This window comes from Rhodococcus sp. H36-A4 (assembly GCF_027158005.1).
Taxonomy (GTDB): Bacteria; Actinomycetota; Actinomycetes; order Mycobacteriales; family Mycobacteriaceae; genus Rhodococcoides.
This window is the reverse complement of the sequence record NZ_JAPVLQ010000002.1, coordinates 750,470-767,068: the sequence shown is the minus strand read 5'-3', so window position 1 is coordinate 767,068 and position 16,599 is coordinate 750,470. Positions and strand designations below refer to the sequence as shown.

Below are 16,599 nucleotides of genomic sequence, written 5' to 3'. Positions count from 1 at the left end.
TCACCAACCCCAGCTACCAGGGATCCCTTTGAACGGACCCACAACCTCGCTCGTGATCCAGCCTTCGTAGAAGCCGCCCTCCTGAGGCGTCACACGTTCACCGTCGACCTCGCATTCCAACCGCGAAGGCGAAAACGCCAGATGCCCGGTTATCGGCAGGAACGACGCCGTCGGCTCCTCGTAACTCCACGCGGCGCCGTCGCTCACCGAGTTGGCACCGTGCACGGTCCAGTACGTCGCTGCGCCCTTCCACTCACAGTGCGTCGAGCGAACTGCGGAGGGTGACAACGCTCCGGCGGCAACATCATCACGCGGGATGTACCAGGTCGGTGGGTGCGAAGTCTCCAGAACCCGCCACGCATCACGAGTCTCGGCGATCAGCGTCCCACCGAAGCGCACCGTGATCAAACGATCCGAATGCTCCAACCGAGGTGGTCTCGGATAATCCCACACTGATTCTTGCCCTTGCCCGGGAACCTGCGGTATCACCTTGCTCATCCCTCGATAGTGCCACTGCACCACCGCGAGGTCACTTCCGTACTGCACAGCCGTGCGGAATCCAGGGCCTCTCGGTCATGGGGCATCTCGGTCATGGGGCATCGACCGGGTAGAGGTCCTCGATGCGTTCATCGTCGAGGATCCACCTGTCGACACTGTCCAGAGGCTCTGCACTGCCAAGATCTTCGATGCCGTCCGACAGCTCGACACCTTGTAGATCGGCATCTTGTAGATCGACACTGCGCTGCAATTCGGCACTACGATTCGGTTCGGTTGTCGGGTCGGAATTTTCTGCCGTGGCGTGGACGACGGTAACCGGAGGAGATTGCGGCGAGTCCGGACCGACCGACTCGACGTCTCGTTCAACCGTCACTTCGGGTCGCACGGTCACTTCGGGTTGCACGGTTTTTTCGGTTTGCACGACGGCGGCCGGTCCGGGTTGCGTCGACGGAATTCGCACGAGTATGCCGAGCCCGTGGGTGGCAGCGAGCAAGCTGACCGGTGCGACGGTGGCAATTGCAGCGGACAGCGCGGGATGCAGCGTTCCGGTGTTGGAGGTGAAGGCGTGCAATGCATTTGCCCCGATACTGACCAAGGCTGCAATGACGAGCACCCACCAGAAGAAGCGCCTGCCGCTACGCTGATCTGCGAATTGGGCAAGTGCGATGACCGAAATAGTGGCCTGCAGGATTGTGCCGTCGACGATGACCGGCCACAACCACGACAGATTTCGTGGAACTCCGGCCATGGTCGCCAAATCCCACAGTGCGGCGAAACTCAATACGAACGACGCGATGCCGATGACGGTGGTGATGACGACAGCGCTGACGAGTGTCGCACGCAGGACCTTGTTCATGAGTGCACATGATGCAGTACGCCTCCGACATATGTGGGCTGATGCTGCTGCAGGTGCGGTTGTTCGGACTCCTACGGATCAGAAGGAGGCGTGAGCAGATCGCCCGGCCGACTCTGCTTCTCTCAGTCGGTCCGGCGAATGTCGAGTTCGGCGATGATGCGAGCGGCGATCTCCTCAGCAGGTGGACCGATGTCGAAGAGGAGTGCGTTCTCATCCGGTCCGATCGGCTCCAGCGTCGAGAGTTGGGAGCCGAGAAGCCCGCGCGGCATGAAATGGTCCGTCCGATCGTTCAACCGGTCGCCGAGCTGAGTCATCGTTCCGAACAGATGAACGAAGATGACCTGGCTTTCGGATCCGTGCGCAAGCACGTCCCGGTAGCTCCGTTTCAGTGCGGAGCAGGTGACGATTCCAGGTTCGCCGCGGCGAGTGTGAGATCTGATCCAGTCTGCGATCGTGTCGAGCCACGGCAGCCGGTCCTCGTCGGTCAGCGGGACTCCGGACGCCATCTTCGCGACATTCGACGCCGGATGCAGGTCGTCACCTTCCTGGAAGTCCCATGAAAGCGCCCGTGCGAGAACCCCGGCGACTGTGGACTTGCCCGATCCCGACACGCCCATTATCACCAGGATTGGACGTGCGGCGCGCGTGCAGTCCGTCAAGACGGATCACCACCCTCTCCACAGGCGCTGTGGGTTCGAGGGTGGTGATCTGTCTTGCCATCACGATCCATGTAGTCGAGTTTTCCACACATCGGTACCCGACTACTTGCGCTACCGACTTCCGGAGAGGATGAGCCCAGAAGTAGGAACACCGGTCCCCGCAGTGACGAGCACGTTCTCCACGTCCGGAACCTGGTTGACCGAAGTCCCGCGAATCTGCCTGACGCCCTCGGCAATTCCGTTCATCCCGTGGATGTACGCCTCGCCGAGCTGACCACCGTGAGTGTTCAGCGGCAACCGTCCACCGAGTTCGATCGCGCCGTCGGCGATGAAGTCACGTGCCTCGCCGCGCCCACAGAACCCGAGTTCTTCGAGCTGCATCAATACGAACGGCGTGAAGTGGTCGTACAACACCGCAGTCTGCATGTCCTTCGGGGTGAGACCGGACTGCGCCCACAATTGATCTCCGACCAGACCCATCTCCGGGAGACCTGTCATCGCGTCGCGGTAGTAGCTGGTCATGATGTATTGGTCCGGGCCACTTCCCTGCGCTGCCGCGGTGATGACGGCGGCCGGATTGGGTAGGTCCTTCGCCCGCTCCGGCGAAGTCACGACAATCGCAATTCCGCCGTCGGACTCCTGGCAGCAATCGAGAAGGTGCAGCGGTTCGGCTATCCAGCGTGAATTCTGGTGATCCTCCAACGTGATCGGCTTGCCGTAGAAGAACGCAGCCGGATTGTTCGCCGCGTGCTTACGGTCGGCGACGGCAACTCGGCCGAAGTCCTCGCTTGTGGCGCCGTAGACATGCATGTACCGGCGCGCCACCATCGCCACGAACGAGGCGGGCGTACCGAGCCCCTGCGGGTATGCCCATCCTGCGTCGACACCCGAGGATGTCGGTGCCGCAGCGAGATGCGGAGCAACCTGGCCGAATCGTGAGCCGGAGCGCTCGTTGAATGCCCGATACGCGACGACGACATCAGCGACTCCGGTGGCAACTGCCATCGCTGCCTGCTGAACGGTGGCACACGCTGCGCCACCGCCGTAGTGAATTCGGCTGAAGAACTTCAGGTTCGGGATTCCGACGGCCCGCGCAACCGCGGTCTCGGTGTTGGTGTCCATCGTGAACGACGTCAGACCGTCGACGTCGGCGGGCGTCAAACCCGCATCCGTCAGTGCGGCCTGCACAGCCTCGGCGGCCAGGCGAAGTTCGCTTCGCCCCGAGTTCTTGGAGAAATCCGTGGCGCCGATTCCGACGATCGCCGCCTTGCCCGACAATCCGCTCATGCCGACCTCTCCCCTGTCAGCTCTGACGATGCCAGCTTTACTTTTGCCACGATGTGATCACCGAGAGAATCGGAGCCGGTCACGTCGACCGTCACTTCACCGTCGGTGACGGCAGATACCTTCCCGCGCAGCGTCAACGTGTCGTAGGCGTACCAGGGAACCCCCAGCCGCAGACCGATCGAGCGGAACACCGCAGTCGGGCCGGCCCAGTCGGTCACGAAACGCTGCACCAAGCCAGTGTCGGTAAGAATATTGACGAAGATATCTTTGGAACCGCGCTCGATCGCCTTGTCACGGTCATGGTGAACATCTTGAAAGTCTCTGGTGGCCAACGCCGTCGAGACTACGAATGTCGGATCGGCGAAAATTTCGAGCTCGGGCAGTTCGTCACCTACCTGCGCTGCAATCATCGAATCGCCTTCCATGCGGGGAGTGTGAAGTTCTCGTCGATGCGGAGGAATTCGACCTCGACAGGCAATCCGACCTCGACCTCGGACGGTTCGATTCCGCGTAGCTCACCCAGTACGCGAACTCCCTCGTCCAGTTCGACGAGAGCAACCACGAAAGGGAGTGTCCGCCCAGGCACTTTGGGTGCGTGGTGGACGACGAAGCTGAACACCGTGCCCGTACCGTGGGCGACCACGTAGTCGATCGGCGCAGCCTTGTCCTGCCAGATCGCCGGAATCGGTGGATGCCTCAGCGAGCCGTCCTCGACCCGCTGAATCCTCAATTCACCTACTCGCGCTCCCTCCCAGAAGAACTCGGTCTCCTGGGATACGACCGGGCGAATCGCCTCCGACGCATCGTCCGCCGCAGGCTTGGCTTCCGGCGCGAACTTGAGCACCCTGAACACCATCTCGGCGACGGCCTCGTCGCCGACGTACCAGATGTTGCGCGTGGTGACGAACCAGCCGAGGCCGAGACCGGTCTTCTTCGGACCGACGACGTTGTCGAGTTTCGTTGTGACCGTGACTTCTTCACCGAGCTCGAGATAACGGTGATAGGTCTGGTCACAATTGGTCGCCACGACGGAGGTGAATCCGGCGTCGTCGAGTATGCCCATCATCAGCCCGAGAGGGTCGTCGGACGACCGCGTGTAATGCAATCCGCCCATCGTCCACACCTGTGCCATGGCAGGAGGCGCGACGACGCCCTTGTGCCCCGCCGCTCGAGCAGCGCCGGCATCGACGTAGATGGGGTTCGCGTCGCCGATCGCTTCGACCCAGTTGTTGATCATCGGTTGATTGATCGGGTCCCGCCCCGCGCGAGGCGCGCATTCCCCCGCTGCCGCAATACGATCCGCTGCTTCGCTGACCGATTCGCTCATCGCACGACCCTGGGCAGTCCGAGACCGGATGTTGCGATCAGTTCCCGCATCACTTCGTTCACTCCTCCACCGAACGTGATGACCACATTGCGCTTGACCTGCTTGTCCAACCAGGCCATGAGCTTGGCAGTGTCGGGATCGAGAGGGTTTCCGTGTCGACCGAGCAGTTCCTCGGCAAGCCGTCCGACGCGTTGAATCCGTTCGGTGGCAAAAACTTTGGTAGCCGAGGCATCGGCGACGTCGACCGCATCCGCAGTGGACGAAGCGATCTGCCAATTCAGCAGCTCGTTGATCCGGAACGTGGCATGGATCTCGCCGAGAGCGCGTCGCACATCGGGCTCGTCGAGTACCCCGTGCTTCTGCGCCCACCCACGCAAGTGCACGTACAGTCCGTCGATCTTACCGGCCGGTCCGAGCATGACGCGCTCATGGTTGAGCTGAGTGGTGATCAGGCGCCAGCCGGCGTTCTCCTCCCCCACCAGCATGTCGACGGGAACTCGAACATCGTTGTAGTACGTCGCATTGACGTGGTGTGCGCCGTCGAGAGTGATGATCGGCGTCCACGAGTATCCGGGGTCGGTGGTGTCGACGATCAGCATGGAGATGCCACGGTGACGCGAATCCGCCGGCCCCGTGCGCACAGCGAGCCATACGTAGTCCGCGTCGTGCCCGCCCGTGGTGAAAATCTTCTGTCCGTTGACGATGTACTCGTCACCGTCGCGCACGGCCGTGGTGCGCAGCGAGGCGAGGTCGGTTCCCGCCTCGGGCTCGGTGTAACCGATCGCGAAATGCACCTCACCAGCGAGGATCGACTTGAGGAACTTGTCCTTCTGGACCTCGGTTCCGTACTTCTGCAAGGTCGGGCCGACAGTTTGCAAGGTCACCGCAGGCAGCGGAATATCTGCGCGCGCAGCCTCGTTCACGAAGATCGACTGCTCGACGTCACCGAACCCGTGACCACCGAACTCCTTGGGCCAACCGACTCCTAGCCACCCGTCGGTGCCCATCCGTTCGATGATCGCGCGGTACGTCTTGCCGTGCCGCTCGGTCATCATGATCTCGGCGTCCTCGTCACTGACAAGATCGGCGAAATACGTTCGCAGTGTGTGCTGCAGCTTCTGCTGCTCTTCGGTCAATTCGACGAAGGGTGACTCGCCGGTTGCCTCGGAGGAGAGCGCGACCGATTCGAGTACGTCCTCGCGCTGAATCGAGGCGCCCACCAGATCGAGCCGGTAGGAGGCACCACCGACGAGCCGCGCGAGATCCTTTGCAGCCGAATAGTATCGGTGCATCGGATACGTGACGTCTACTCCGATGCCGCCGTGCAGATGATGACACGCCTGCATGGCTGCAGGCAGCTCGGCGGCGATCCAATACGCGAGTACATCGGCATCGCCCGGCCGGCTCGGCTTCTCCTGCGAGGCCTGCCACACCGCCGACACGGCAGCGACATGAATGGTCCGAGCCGTCACATATACATCGGCGATCTCGCCTGCAACGGCCTGAAACGTTGCCAGCGGCTTGCCGAACTGATGACGGCTTGCCAGGTGCGACGCGGTGAGCGCCGCTGCTCCCGCAGCCAGTCCGTCAGCGACTGCTCCGATGGCCGCGATCGCGATCCGATAGAGCTCGGCAATGTTCTCGGTAACGAATTGTCCCGGTGCCGAATCGAATTCGATCGCGTACTCAGGATCGCCACTCGAAGACGGGGTCGGCACGAGCCGAACACCCTCCGCGGAGGGGTCGACCAATACGACACCTTTGGAAGTCGGCACCAGGATGCGGTACGCCTGCTCGGCATACGGGACCGCGATCTTGGTCCCGCTCACACGCATGAGATCGCCGTCGGGAACGGCTTTCGTCTTCGGTTCCGCGGGGAACGGCGCCCCGGGCTCCATGAGCGCCGCCGTCAGAATGCGGCCCGAGCCGACGGTGTCACGGATCAGAGCCGGTTCCGCGAGTCGCGTGAGCGGGATGATGCCGAACCCGAGGGTCGCAAGTGCCGGTCCGACTGCCGCGGCCTTACCGAGCTCGGTCAGAACCGTCGCCGCTTCCGGCAATCCGAGTCCGTCGCCGCCGAGATCCTCGGGCAGCACCATCTGGAACAGCCCTGCCTCGGACAGCGCCGCCCACAATGCTTCGGGCTCGGAGTCGCGAGCGAGCAATCCGGAGATCATCTCCGCGACCGTCGATTGATCGGAGTTTCTGGTGAAGTCCACGCCTTGATCCTGCCTACGGAAGATGAACCGAAGAGTTCTTCGGTAGAACCTGTTCTATTTTTAACACCATCGGTACGGATATACCAGCAGTCAGCGAGGCAGACCGAGAATCCTCTCGGCAGCGACGGTCAGCAGGATCTGTGAGGTGCCGCCCGCAATCGACAAGCAGCGAGTCAGCAACATCTCTTTCGCCAAGGGTCCCTCGATGACCCCGGCCTGCCCCGAGACCTCCAACGCGAATTCCGCGAGGTCCTGCCGATGACGCACGCCGACGAGCTTGCGAACGGAGGATTCTGCTCCGGGATCCTGCCCACCGAGTCGCCGAAGCGTCGAGCGGAACTCGAGCAGTGAACCCACCAGTCCGTTCGCGACAAGCCCGCCCAGCGCATCCGAGACACCGGGATCGGTGCTGGACGACGTCGCCTCGACAACGTCCTCGAGCGCAGAACCGAGCGTCGAGCCGCTGCTCATCGCAACCCGCTCGTTTGCGAGGGTGGTCCTGGCAAGCTTCCAGCCGCTGTTCAGATCTCCGACGAGGCAATCGTCCGGGACGAAGACATCGTCGAGGAACACCTCGTTGAACACGGCGTCACCGGTGATTTCCCGCAGCGGCTCGATACGAATTCCGGGCGAGGTCATATCGAGAACGAAGTAGCTGATTCCCCTGTGCTTCGGGGCGTCACGGTCGGTGCGGGCAAGGCAGATTCCCCAGTCGGCCTGCTGAGCGAGCGAAGTCCAAATCTTGTGGCCCTTGAGCTTCCATCCTCCATCGACCTTCGTCGCCGTGGTCCGCAACGCCGCCAGATCGGAGCCCGCCTCCGGCTCGCTGAACAGTTGGCACCAGCGAATGTCCCCATGCAGTGACGGACCCGCGAAACGCTCGATCTGCTCGGCGGTTCCGTGTTCGAGAATCGTCGGAACGGCCCACCAGCCGATGACCAGATCGGGAATCTCGAGACCGGCCGCAGCCATCTCCTCCGCGTAGAGCAGCTGCTCCGCTGCACTGGCGTCCCGGCCGTGAGGTTGCGGCCAATGCGCGGCAGCGAGCCCCGACTCGGCCAGCGTGCGACGAGGATCCTCCGCCTCTGCCACCGCGCGAACCTCCGCGCGAACATCCTCACGTCGATTCTCGGCCTCGCCGAGGTCGACGCTCAGGTGGCGTCGCACACCGGCACGGGTCAGATCCGTCACGCGCATCCGCCAATGCGACGTACCGCCGAGCAACTGCCGGATGGACAGGGCACGTCGCAGATAGAAATGCGCGTCGTGCTCCCATGTGAATCCGATACCGCCGAGGATCTGGATCGCGTCCTTGGCGTTGTCCACTGCGGCATCGAGAGCGATCGCGGCAGCGACAGCGGCAGCCAGTGGGTGTTCCTCTGCCGCGGAGTCCACTGCCACCGCAGCGTCCCATGCGGCGGCGCGAGCCTTCTCCACCCGGCACAGCATTTCGGCGCACAGATGCTTGATCGCCTGGAAGCTACCGATCGGTGCACCGAACTGCTCACGCATCTTGGCGTGCTCGACAGCGGTACGCAGCGCCCACCCGGCGACGCCTGCCGCATCCGCAGCAGCGAGGGTGGCCGCCAAATCGAGAACGTACGACGTCGAGACGTCGGACAGGACCGAATCCGGATCCACCGCGACATCCTGCAGAGTCAGCCGGGCTACCGGGACACTGCGATCGACGCCGAGCAACGACTCGATCTTCAGACCCGGCGTCTCGATTCCGAGCATGCACCAGACCGTCTCGCCGTCGACCGTTGCAGGCAACAGCACGCCGACGCCATCTGCCGCACCGAAGGCAATATCCGCAGTGCCGTCGAGGAACAATGTGTCACCGTCGCGGCGGGCTGCGACCGGCGCGTCGGACAGCACTACGGCGCAGGGAAGTCTGCCTTCGCAAAGGTCGGTACCCCAGCGGGTCGCTGCAGGTCCACCGGTTCGGCCGACTACGAGTGCGGCCAGTGCGGTCGAGAGCACCGGACCGCCGACGAGGGCGGCCGAGGTCTCCTCGAGCATCGCCGCGAGATCCGCGACCGTGCCACCGACGCCGCCCACCGACTCGGGAACGGCAACGGAGAAGACGCCCAGTTCAGCGAGTCCGCGCCAGTGCGAGCGCCAACCCGACTGCTCGTCGGCGCGTAAAGTCCGCATTGGATCGGCAGTGGAAGCCCACGACCGAATCGACTGTTGGACGTCGCGCTGATCGTCGGTGGTGGCAATTGTCACAATGCTCTTCCCTACTCCTCATAATGACTTTTTTGTCTAGAACGTGTTCTAATACGGTAGCTGGTTCAGAGTCAAGGTGCGAAGGACAACGTCGATGACCACATCTTCTCGGTCGCGATCGGTGAACAATGCCGACAAGAACACAGGAGCCGACAAGAACAGGGGAACGGCCGTGAACGAAACCAACACGGCTACACCGTTGCGTTCGGTCGGCGTCCTCACCGACGACGACCTGAGTTCCAACGCTCAGCGCGAGCGCCGTAAGCGAATTCTTGATTCGACCCTCGCTCTCGCGTCCAAAGGCGGTTACGAAGCCGTTCAGATGCGCGCCGTCGCCGAGCGTGCCGACGTCGCGGTCGGAACGCTGTACCGATACTTTCCGTCCAAGGTGCACTTGCTGGTTTCAGCACTCTCCCGGGAGTTCGAAAAGATCGACTCCCGTCGTAAGCTCCCGCCCGGCCAGACGCCGCAGGAGCGCATGCACCTGATTCTGGGGCAGATCACACGTGCGATGCAACGTGATCCTTTACTCACCGAGGCCATGACTCGCGCCTTCATGTTCGCGGACGCGTCCGCTGCCGCAGAGGTGGATCAGGTCGGCCGATTGATGGACCGACTGTTCGCCAAAGCGATGAGCGACGGTGAGCCAACGGAATTGCAGCTCAGCATTGCTCGCGTCATCAGCGATGTCTGGCTGTCCAATCTCGTCGCATGGCTGACCCGTCGTTCCTCGGCCACCGACGTCGCCGCTCGACTCGAGCTGACTGTCGACCTGCTACTCGGAGACTCCGAGCCACTCGACTGAGCGTTTGCGTCCGAATGAGCCGTATCGGCTCGCATCGCCTAGATTCGTTCCGTGACTGCTCTGAATTTACCGGTTGAACTTCGCCGCGCCCTCATAGCCGTGGCCCGGACGCCTCGCCTTCTCGTCGCCTCCGACTACGACGGGACGATGGCACCCATCGTCTCCGATCCGTCGAAGGCATTTCCGCATGATGAGTCCGTGACCGCTATGCGCGGGTTGGCAAGTCTCGCCGCAACGAAGGCCGCGGTCATCTCGGGTCGCGCTCTCCGCGATCTGGCCACACTGTCCAGGCTCCCTGCCGAGGTTCAACTCGTCGGCAGCCATGGCAGCGAATTCGACGTCGGATTCATCAATGCAATCGACGACGAGGCCAAGCGACTTCTGCAGGATATCGCCGTGGAGATGTCCTCGATCGCCGCCCGATTCCCCGGTGTGGCCGTCGAAACCAAGCCCGCGAGTGCAGCCCTCCACGTCCGCAATGCCGACCCGGCCGATGCGGAAGCCGCTCTCGTCGCCGTGCGCGACGGCGTGGCGCTGCGCGAAGGCGTGCAGGTGACCGAGGGTAAGTCCGTCATCGAACTCGCTGTCATCGTTACCGACAAGGGCGACGCCCTCGATATCCTCCGGCATCAGGAAGGCGCGACGGCTGCAGTGTTCTTCGGCGACGATGTCACCGACGAAAAGGCCTTCACCCGCCTGCACGGCCCCGACGTCGGCGTCAAGATCGGCCCCGGTGACAGTCTCGCCGAATTCCACATCGACAGCACCGAGCAGGTCTCACTTGCGCTGGCTTTCCTGCTCGGAGAGCGTCGCCGGTGGCTCTCCGGTGCCGATGCTCCACGCATCGAGCGGCTCACGATGCTCGCCAGCCCCAATGCCGTCGCACTGGTGACTCCGGATGCGAACCTGACATGGCTCTGCCACCCCGAACCGGACTCGGCAGCGATTTTCGCGCACCTCCTCGGTGGCAACGAGGCCGGGCACTTCAGCATCGGCCCCAAGCGCACTGCCTTGCCGCTGAGCCAGCAATACGTCGACGGCACCATGACCGTCCAGACCAAGTGGGCGAGCCTTCAGGTCACCGACTACCTCCCGCACGACGTCCCCGTCGGGCAGACCTCGCTCACGCGCGTCGTCACCGGCAAGGCCACGGCGATCGTGACGTTCGCACCCCGACCCGAATTCGGCAAAGTGTGGGTTCAGCTCGAACCCGAAGAGGACGGGCTTCGGATCTCCGGCACCGCAGAGCCGATGGTCTTGCGCAGTCCCGGCGTGAAATGGAACGTCGTATCCGACGGCGCGCAACAGACCGCGCACGCCGAAATCGACCCGACCGGTGGACCTGTCGTTCTCGAATTACGTTTGGGCAGCGAGGATCTCGGTTCGTCTGCGCTACCGGAACCGGAACGCCGGGCACAGGCCGAGGCCTATTGGAAGGACTGGGTCGATGCCCTGAACCTGCCGCCACTCAAACCGGATCTGATGAAACGATCAGCCCTGACGCTACGTGGGCTCGTTCACGCCGACTCCGGTTCGATCATGGCAGCCGCGACGACCTCACTACCCGAAGAGATCGGCGGCGTGCGCAACTGGGACTATCGTTACTGCTGGTTGCGCGATGCGGCCCTCACCGCGTCGGCGCTGGTCAACCTCGGCTCGACGGCCGAAGCCGAGGGATACCTCGGATGGATCCACGAGGTTCTGAAGTCTGTAACTGGCCCAGAACGACTGCATCCGCTGTACACGATCCGAGGTCTCGGTCTGCCGTCCGAGGCCGTCATCGACGAGCTTCCTGGATACGCCGGCTCGCGTCCGGTCCGCGTCGGAAACGCAGCCAATCAGCAAGTCCAGCTCGACGTGTTCGGGCCGATCGTCGACCTCGTCTCCTCCCTCGCACATGCCCGGCAGTCGCAGGGCCTGGCAGGGAAAGAGGCCTTGTCCGACGACGATTGGAGTCTGGTCCGCTCGATGGTCGAGGCTGTAGAACGCCGATGGGACGAACCCGACCACGGCATCTGGGAGATCCGCGGGACACCCCGCCACCACGTGTACTCCAAGGTCATGGGCTGGATGACCATCGATCGGGCGATAACCCTCGCCGCCGCATTCGAGCGGGATACCGAACCGAGCTGGGCCGGTCTTCGCGAACAGATCTATGCCGAGGTCATCGACAAGGGTTGGAACGAAGAAGTCCGATCCTTCACCGCCGCCTACGATGGCACCGACCTCGACGCTGCGACTCTGCACATCGGGCTCTCCGGGCTCATCGATCCGTCCGACCCTCGCTTTGCAGCGACCGTGACGGCAACCGAGGCCGAATTGCGCAGCGGATCGACCGTGTATCGCTACCATCACGACGACGGATTGCCCGGCGGCGAGGGTGGATTCCACCTCTGCGCGGCGTGGCTGGTCGAGGCATACCTACTCATCGGGCAGCGATCCGAAGCAGAGGCCTTGTTCGCGCAACTCGTCAGTGCAGCCGGTCCGACCGGCCTGCTCAGTGAGGAATACGATCCCGTCGCCGAACGCTCACTGGGCAACCATCCTCAGGCCTACAGCCACCTCGGCTTGCTCAGGTGTGCGAGTTTGCTCAGCGCGTGAGCGGGCCCGCAATCGCTTGAATGGTCCACTCATACGATCTGTCAGCATCAGGTGGCCATTCAAGCGGTCTAGCCGGGGTCTAGGCGGGCGGCGGAGCCGCCGTACGACCTTTGACCAATTCGGTCGGCAAGAACTCGGCCGCCATGATGCCCGACTGCGAGGTGGAGAGCAGGAGCGCACCTGCGCGTCGCCCCTTCTCCTCGGCATCCTGACGAACGGTGGTGACGTTCTCGCGGATTGCATCTTCCACGCCGTCGAAGCCGGTAATGGTGAGCTGACCCGGAACGTCGATGCCGGCGACCTTCGCGAAGTTGAGTGCGCCGAGTGCGAGGACATCGGTGGTGCAGAGCAGGGCGGTGGCGTCGCGGTTGGCTTGCAACGCCTGAGCTGCAGCGGAGTGGCCGGAGCGGGTGGTGTGTTCGAACCGCTCTACGACGGTGAGCGATTCCGGATCGAGGCCGCTGTCTTTCATAGCGTCCTTCACCCCTGCTATCCGCTCCCGTTGGACATGGAAGTGGCTTCCAGCGAGCCGGGCGGGCGGTACGACGCCGTCACGACGGTCGCGTCCGAGTCTCATACAGAGAACGGCGATGTGGCGGTGTCCGAGGGCGATGATCTGCTCGGCGATCATTTTCATCGCGGCACGATCGTCGATGGCGACGAGTGCAGCCTCCGGCACCCCGCGTGGTTGGTCACAGATGACAATCGGTAGGTGCCGCTCGCGGACGGCCATCAGGTAGGGGTCGTCGTCGGCGACGGAATAGACGACGAAGCCGTCGACCCCGGCTTGTTGCACGACGGCGGCGGCCGCAGTGTCATCTCGGTCGGGCCCTGCTGGAATCAGAAGCAGGCCCTGGCCTGCAGCTTCGCAAGATTCGGCGAGCCCGGCCAGGAATGCCATGGCGGCGGGGTCGCGGAAGGAATAGCTGAGCGCTTCGGTGAGAACGAGGCCGACCGCGCCCGCCTTACGAGTGCGAAGCGAGCGAGCGAGCGGGTCGGGGCCTGCGTATCCGCGGCGTTTGGCTGCCATGAGAACTCGCTCGCGAAGTTCGGGTGAGAGCTGGTCGGGCCGGTTGTAGGCGTTCGACACTGTGGTGCGCGACACCTTCAGGTCGGCAGCGATGGAAGCCAATGTGGCTGGGCGGCGCGGCTCGCTCGACCTGGACATACGGGGACGTTAGCCGGAAAAGGGTGTTGCAGTGAAATTCGGCGCCCGGGTACCCGATTCGGTCGAGAGCCATCGAATCGCTAGAGTACAACGGTAACCATTTCCAACTAGGCGAATATTTCGTTTTCGCAAGCTTCGACTCAAGGGGTCCCCAGTGCGACAACTCGCCCGCTCGACTACCGCTCTCGTAGGGCTCACATGCGCCGCCGCACTGGCCATGACCGCATGTAGTTCGGATACGAGCACATCCAATTCCTCGGCGCCCGTCACTGCCATCGACGGCCCGATCACCATCGTGGCCTCGACCAACGTGTGGGGCAGCGTCGCGCAAGCCGTCGCGGGAGACCTCGCTTCGGTGGAATCCATCATCGCCGACCCGTCGGCGGATCCGCACTCCTACGAGGCCAGCGCCGGCGACGCCGCGAAAGTGGCCGAGGCGTCGCTCGTCGTATACAACGGTGGCGGATACGACGAGTTCATCGACGACATCCTCGGCTCGGAGGGAAAGAACGTGCCGTCGGTCAACGCGTACGACCTCGTCGGTTCGGACCATACGCACGACGCCGAAGAAGCAGCCCCGAACGACTCCACCGACTCCACCGACTCCACCGACGGTCACGGCCATAGCCACGGCGACGCCAACGAACATGTCTGGTTCGACGCCGAGGTCGCCGCATCCACCGCGGAGTCGATCGCCGAGAAGCTCGGTCAGCTCGACCCCGACAACGCCGCCCAGTACACCGCGAACGCCGACACGTTCCACGATCAGGTCCACCGCATCACCGACGTGACGAACAAGATCGCCGTCGATCATGCCAATGCTCCTGTCGCACAGACGGAACCGATCGCGCACTACCTGATCGAAGAGTCCGACCTCGACGATCGGACACCCGAGGACTTCAAGAATGCCCTCGAATCGGGCAACGACCCGTCGCCCGCATCCATCGCGGCTACTCGTGACCTGTTGACCTCGAAGTCCGTTCGAGTCCTCGTCTACAACATCCAGACGCAGGACGCTGTCACCCAGGACATCCGCTCCACCGCCGAGGCTGCCGGAATCCCCGTCGTCGAGGTGACAGAGACGCTGCCCGAGGGCAAGACCTACATCGAGTGGCAGACGCAGGCAGCGGAGGATCTCGAATCTGCGCTGGCGCCGGCATCCTGAGCATGACGACCCTGGAAACCGGGAGTGGAACCCGCGGAACGACGCTCGGGTCAGGGCTGGAAAGCTGTAGTTCATGCCTGCTGTAGAACTGCGCGATGCCGGACTGGCGTTCGGGGAGCGCACGTTGTGGCGGAACCTCGATCTCGCGGTGGAGAGCGGTGAGTTCGTAGCTGTCCTCGGACCTAACGGTTCGGGTAAGACGTCACTTTTGAAGGTGCTGCTCGGCCAGAACCATTTGACGGCGGGGACTGCGGCGATCGCGGGAGAGCCTGTCCGCAAGGGCCAGTCCGGTGTCGGTTACATCCCACAGCAGCGAAGTATCGACGACGGTCTGCCACTGCGTGGGCGTGATCTCGTCGGTCTCGGCTGGGACGGCCATCGTTGGGGGCTGGGTCTTCGCGGAATGCGTGAGCGCACACGTGTCGTGCAGCATGCAATCGACCAGGTCGACGCCAATGCCTTCGCGGGTGCACCGGTCGGGACGATGTCGGGGGGCGAGCAGCAGCGCCTACGCATCGCCCAGGCGCTGGTTGGCAATCCGACAGTGTTGCTGTGCGACGAACCTCTGCTCAGCCTCGATCTGGCCAACCAAAGTCTGGTGTCCGGTCTCATCGATCGGCGACGGCGAGAGCACGACACGGCAGTGCTGTTCGTGACGCACGAGATCAATCCGATTCTGCCGCTGGTCGACCGCATCGTCTACATCGTCGACGGCAAGTTCCGTATCGGCACACCTGCTGATGTGATGACGACCGAAGTGCTCTCGGAGTTGTACGGAACCGAGGTAGAAGTTCTGAAGGTGCGTGGGCGACTCGTCGTTGTCGGCACCGGCGATTCCATCGACGCTCTCGGCTCTGCGGGTGCGCACCATCCACCGACCGAGGATCTCTGAATGAACGAGAAAGTGGTCGACGCCCTCTCCAAGATCTTCGACTTCAGCACGACGGCGAACTTGTTGAGCTACGACTTCGTGCAGCAGGCACTCCTCGCGGCGGCCATTCTCGGTCTCCTCTCCGGTGCGCTCGGGCCGCTGATCGTCAGTAGGCAGTGGGCGTTCGCGGTCCACGGTTCGAGTGAATTGTCGTTGACCGGCGCGTCAGCAGCTTTGCTTGTCGGAATCACCGTAGGTCTCGGAGCTATCGTCGGCTCGGTCGTCGCTGCGGTGATGTTCGCCCTGCTCGGCTCCAAGGCTCGTGATCGCGACTCGGTGATCGGTGTCATCATGTCGTTCGGGCTGGGCCTGTCGGTGTTGTTCATCTGGTTGTATCCGGGCAGAACCGGCACGAGCTTCTCGCTTCTGATCGGTCAGATCGTCGGCGTCGGGCAGAGCGGTATTCAGCTTCTGCTCGTGTGTGCAGTCTTGGTCCTCATCGTGCTCGCGATCGTCTACCGTCCACTGTTGTTCGCCAGCACCGACCCTGAGGTTGCGCTGGCGCGCGGTGTCCCCGTCCGTGGGCTCGCCGTCGTGTTCGCAGTTCTGGTCGGAGTCGCGTGTGCGCTCGGCGTTCAGATCGTCGGTGCGTTGCTCGTGTTGTCGTTGCTGATCACGCCCGCAGCCGCTGCCGCGCGTGTGACTGCAAGCCCACTCAAGGCGACGCTGTTGTCCATTCTGTTCGCCGAGATCGCCGCTGTGGGTGGCATTCTGCTCTCGCTCGCACCCGGCGTTCCCGTCTCGACATTCGTCACGACCATCTCGTTCGTCATCTACCTCCTCTGCCGCGCAGTGGGGTCTCGCCGAAAGGCCGACTCCGGTCGCATCGTTGTCGCCTAGACTCGAAGACG

14 protein-coding genes and 1 pseudogene are annotated in these 16,599 nt (G+C 63.2%); 5 read left to right on the top strand and 10 right to left on the bottom strand.

The features are described 5' to 3' along the window. The 9 genes and pseudogenes from O1W68_RS08535 to O1W68_RS08495 all read right to left on the bottom strand — a co-directional run bounded on the left by O1W68_RS08535 (position 1) and on the right by O1W68_RS08495 (position 9,078). Entirely contained in the window at positions 1-498 is a 498-nt protein-coding gene (locus tag O1W68_RS08535) for a DUF427 domain-containing protein (RefSeq protein ID WP_269302618.1), read from the bottom strand. A 91-nt stretch (positions 499-589) separates the two neighbouring features. After that, complete coding sequence (locus tag O1W68_RS08530; protein ID WP_269302616.1) at positions 590-1,354, bottom strand: DUF2637 domain-containing protein; 765 nt, start codon at positions 1,352-1,354, stop codon at positions 590-592. 122 nt (positions 1,355-1,476) lie between these two features. Further along, positions 1,477-1,971: a gluconokinase gene (locus O1W68_RS08525; RefSeq protein WP_269302614.1), complete on the bottom strand. Its 495-nt coding sequence runs from the start codon at positions 1,969-1,971 to the stop codon at positions 1,477-1,479. A 153-nt stretch (positions 1,972-2,124) separates the two neighbouring features. Further along, positions 2,125-3,300 carry a lipid-transfer protein gene (locus O1W68_RS08520; RefSeq protein WP_269302612.1) on the bottom strand — a complete coding sequence of 392 codons (1,176 nt, stop codon included), beginning with the start codon at positions 3,298-3,300 and terminating at the stop codon, positions 2,125-2,127. Continuing rightward, entirely contained in the window at positions 3,297-3,725 is a 429-nt protein-coding gene (locus tag O1W68_RS08515; protein ID WP_269302610.1) for a MaoC family dehydratase, read from the bottom strand. The genes O1W68_RS08520 and O1W68_RS08515 overlap by 4 nt, the downstream gene beginning before the upstream one ends. Further along, positions 3,707-4,627 carry a bifunctional MaoC family dehydratase N-terminal/OB-fold nucleic acid binding domain-containing protein gene (locus tag O1W68_RS08510; RefSeq protein ID WP_269302609.1) on the bottom strand — a complete coding sequence of 307 codons (921 nt, stop codon included), beginning with the start codon at positions 4,625-4,627 and terminating at the stop codon, positions 3,707-3,709. Before O1W68_RS08510 ends, O1W68_RS08515 begins: the two co-directional genes overlap by 19 nt. Continuing rightward, entirely contained in the window at positions 4,624-5,763 is a 1,140-nt protein-coding gene (locus O1W68_RS08505) for an acyl-CoA dehydrogenase family protein (RefSeq protein ID WP_269302895.1), read from the bottom strand. The genes O1W68_RS08510 and O1W68_RS08505 overlap by 4 nt, the downstream gene beginning before the upstream one ends. Positions 5,764-5,880: 117 nt before the next feature. Further along, positions 5,881-6,804: pseudogene (locus tag O1W68_RS08500) on the bottom strand (acyl-CoA dehydrogenase family protein); the annotation flags it as partial. A 132-nt stretch (positions 6,805-6,936) separates the two neighbouring features. Beyond that, entirely contained in the window at positions 6,937-9,078 is a 2,142-nt protein-coding gene (locus O1W68_RS08495; RefSeq protein WP_269302608.1) for an acyl-CoA dehydrogenase, read from the bottom strand. A 94-nt stretch (positions 9,079-9,172) separates the two neighbouring features. Here O1W68_RS08495 and kstR point away from each other — a divergent pair, with 94 nt between their 5' ends. Together kstR and otsB are read left to right on the top strand one after the other, a co-directional pair. Beyond that, on the top strand, positions 9,173-9,883 hold the full coding sequence (gene kstR, locus O1W68_RS08490) for a cholesterol catabolism transcriptional regulator KstR (RefSeq protein WP_269302606.1): 711 nt from the start codon (positions 9,173-9,175) through the stop codon (positions 9,881-9,883). Positions 9,884-9,934: 51 nt separating this feature from the next. After that, positions 9,935-12,484: a trehalose-phosphatase gene (gene otsB / locus O1W68_RS08485; protein WP_269302604.1), complete on the top strand. Its 2,550-nt coding sequence runs from the start codon at positions 9,935-9,937 to the stop codon at positions 12,482-12,484. Between the two features lie 79 nt (positions 12,485-12,563). Here the strand turns inward: otsB and O1W68_RS08480 are convergent, their stop codons facing one another. After that, on the bottom strand, positions 12,564-13,652 hold the full coding sequence (locus O1W68_RS08480) for a LacI family DNA-binding transcriptional regulator (RefSeq protein WP_269302603.1): 1,089 nt from the start codon (positions 13,650-13,652) through the stop codon (positions 12,564-12,566). Positions 13,653-13,869: 217 nt separating this feature from the next. Between O1W68_RS08480 and O1W68_RS08475 the strand changes: the two genes are divergently transcribed. The 3 genes from O1W68_RS08475 to O1W68_RS08465 all read left to right on the top strand — a co-directional run bounded on the left by O1W68_RS08475 (position 13,870) and on the right by O1W68_RS08465 (position 16,588). After that, the gene (locus O1W68_RS08475; RefSeq protein ID WP_269302893.1) at positions 13,870-14,817 is read left to right on the top strand and encodes a metal ABC transporter solute-binding protein, Zn/Mn family; all 948 of its coding nucleotides are present in this window, start codon (positions 13,870-13,872) and stop codon (positions 14,815-14,817) included. A gap of 73 nt (positions 14,818-14,890) precedes the next feature. Beyond that, positions 14,891-15,709: a metal ABC transporter ATP-binding protein gene (locus tag O1W68_RS08470; RefSeq protein ID WP_269302602.1), complete on the top strand. Its 819-nt coding sequence runs from the start codon at positions 14,891-14,893 to the stop codon at positions 15,707-15,709. After that, positions 15,710-16,588 (top strand): metal ABC transporter permease, encoded by an 879-nt coding sequence (locus tag O1W68_RS08465; protein ID WP_269302600.1) that lies wholly within the window; start codon positions 15,710-15,712, stop codon positions 16,586-16,588. Positions 16,589-16,599: the final 11 nt, after the last annotated feature.

What these genes read in the sequence shown, in the direction of transcription:
- O1W68_RS08510 (WP_269302609.1), bottom strand. Translation starts at nt 4,627, where the DNA reads ATGAGCGAATCGGTCAGCGAAGCAGCGGATCGTATTGCGGCAGCGGGG.
- O1W68_RS08530 (WP_269302616.1), bottom strand. Translation starts at nt 1,354, where the DNA reads ATGAACAAGGTCCTGCGTGCGACACTCGTCAGCGCTGTCGTCATCACC.
- O1W68_RS08475 (WP_269302893.1), top strand. Translation starts at nt 13,870, where the DNA reads ATGACCGCATGTAGTTCGGATACGAGCACATCCAATTCCTCGGCGCCC.
- O1W68_RS08535 (WP_269302618.1), bottom strand. Translation starts at nt 498, where the DNA reads ATGAGCAAGGTGATACCGCAGGTTCCCGGGCAAGGGCAAGAATCAGTG.
- kstR (WP_269302606.1), top strand. Translation starts at nt 9,173, where the DNA reads ATGACCACATCTTCTCGGTCGCGATCGGTGAACAATGCCGACAAGAAC.
- O1W68_RS08515 (WP_269302610.1), bottom strand. Translation starts at nt 3,725, where the DNA reads ATGGAAGGCGATTCGATGATTGCAGCGCAGGTAGGTGACGAACTGCCC.
- O1W68_RS08470 (WP_269302602.1), top strand. Translation starts at nt 14,891, where the DNA reads ATGCCTGCTGTAGAACTGCGCGATGCCGGACTGGCGTTCGGGGAGCGC.
- O1W68_RS08525 (WP_269302614.1), bottom strand. Translation starts at nt 1,971, where the DNA reads ATGGGCGTGTCGGGATCGGGCAAGTCCACAGTCGCCGGGGTTCTCGCA.
- O1W68_RS08480 (WP_269302603.1), bottom strand. Translation starts at nt 13,652, where the DNA reads ATGTCCAGGTCGAGCGAGCCGCGCCGCCCAGCCACATTGGCTTCCATC.
- O1W68_RS08520 (WP_269302612.1), bottom strand. Translation starts at nt 3,300, where the DNA reads ATGAGCGGATTGTCGGGCAAGGCGGCGATCGTCGGAATCGGCGCCACG.
- O1W68_RS08465 (WP_269302600.1), top strand. Translation starts at nt 15,710, where the DNA reads ATGAACGAGAAAGTGGTCGACGCCCTCTCCAAGATCTTCGACTTCAGC.